Annotated in this window: 2 protein-coding genes; both read right to left on the bottom strand. The window is 31.3% G+C overall.

The genetic code is table 11. The features are described from left to right. Positions 1–175: 175 nt before the first annotated feature. Positions 176–754: a TlpA disulfide reductase family protein gene (locus FT993_RS01200; RefSeq protein WP_147860718.1), complete on the bottom strand. Its 579-nt coding sequence runs from the start codon at positions 752–754 to the stop codon at positions 176–178. Positions 755–918: 164 nt separating this feature from the next. Further along, on the bottom strand, positions 919–1,503 hold the full coding sequence (locus tag FT993_RS01195; protein WP_027885789.1) for a CHAP domain-containing protein: 585 nt from the start codon (positions 1,501–1,503) through the stop codon (positions 919–921). Positions 1,504–1,618: the final 115 nt, after the last annotated feature.

Raw genomic sequence — 1,618 nt, 5'->3', positions numbered from 1 at the left:
TGTTTGTTTCCGCTTTGCTTTTCATTCCGAGGTATTTTTGCCAACGGCTTTGGCTATGATTTCGTTGCGGAAAAATACGCGGGATTTATTCCGTTGTAGCTCAAAGATAGAAAAAAGGATGGAATTTTCGGTAGAAAATTCCGCCGCAATGAATTATAGCCGTTGTTGTAAAACGTTATTTATTCAATTGTTTGTTTAGAATATCTTCTATTTCTTTTTTACTACTTTTCTCTAGATCATTTCTAATAATTTTTCCTTTTGGATCGATTAAAACATATCTAGGTATTCCTTTTTCTATACTTTTTATTTGATCGTTCTCCAAATAAATTCTATTTAGAAAATAACAAATAGGTCTTGTTTTATCTCCTTCTGGGGCAAACAATTGAATTCCTTTCATTTCTTTTTCGGAAATGTACTTTATCCATTTTTCTTTTGTTTTGTCCAATGAAACAAAAACAAATTCGATATTATCTGTTTTATGTTTTTCCACAAGGTTTTCAAAGAAGGGTAAATTTTTAACGCAAGGGGCACACCAAGTAGCCCAAAAATTTATAAGAATATATTTACCCTCTAAATTATTTAAGTTGTATTCTTTTCCATTTTTATCAGGAAGTTTTATTTCAAATACATCTTGTCCTTCTTTTATTAATTCAAGATTGCTTAAACTTAAAAACTCCTCAACTTTTGATTGCGAATGTGCAGAGTTAAAATAACTTAAAAGTATAATTGAAAACAGTATAAATGGATTTTTCATATTTTCGTTTTAATGTTTTACAACGGTCTCGTATAACCGTCAGTTACGGGATTAAAGTTAATAATTTTCGGTTTAGCACAGGCTTTAGTAATTCCGAGTGGATTCGGACGTAGTCGAATCCGCCGTAATTGCGGTTATACATTGTTGTAAATAGTACTTTTTCACTATTTTCTTAACCAACCTAAAATTCGGTCATTTTTTATTATCCATTTTCCGTTTTCATTTATCAAGTCATACCTTTCTCTTGAATTCCCATATGGTCCAGGATTTTGTTGAATAATTTCAATTTCGTTTTCGGTCACTTTAGAAACTATAGAAACGTGTCCATATTTATTCAGTGTTGTTCCCGAATAAACTATTAAATCGTTTATTTTTGGCTTGGATTTACTTGGATTTTTAAATTGTTTTAAATTCCGCTGTTTGTTTATTTCTCCGTCTTTGATTCGTGAGTTAAAAAAGTCTTTTGCGTGTCCATAAGTATCAGGCATTTTGTGGTTTAGTTCTTCGTAGTAATATCGTTTCACGAATTCCACGCATTGATATTTTAGTCCAAGATTATATCCATCTTTCGCTAAAGCTCGTCCGTCCACATTTCCAACACCGCCATTATAATAAACAGCAACTCCATTCAGACTATCAATTTTTTGTCCGACTTCATAATTCGGATTTAGATTAATTTTTTTTGATGCGAAAAATCCAACAACGAGTAAAATCAGAATTCCGAGTATTAGTAAAAGTCGTTTTTTCAATTCGTTCGTAATTTTTTTTTGTATTATTTACAACGGCCTTGGCTATGATTTCGTTGCGGAAAAATACGCAGGATTTATTCCGTTGTAGCTCAAAGATAGAAAAAAGGATGGAATT

Source organism: Mesonia sp. HuA40 (assembly GCF_008017835.1).
GTDB lineage: Bacteria > Bacteroidota > Bacteroidia > Flavobacteriales > Flavobacteriaceae > Mesonia.
The sequence above is the reverse complement of the archived record's forward strand: the minus strand, read 5'-3'. Positions and strand labels throughout refer to the sequence as shown.

Coding starts and splice junctions, on each gene's coding strand:
- FT993_RS01200 (WP_147860718.1), bottom strand. CDS start 754: ATGAAAAATCCATTTATACTGTTTTCAATTATACTTTTAAGTTATTTT.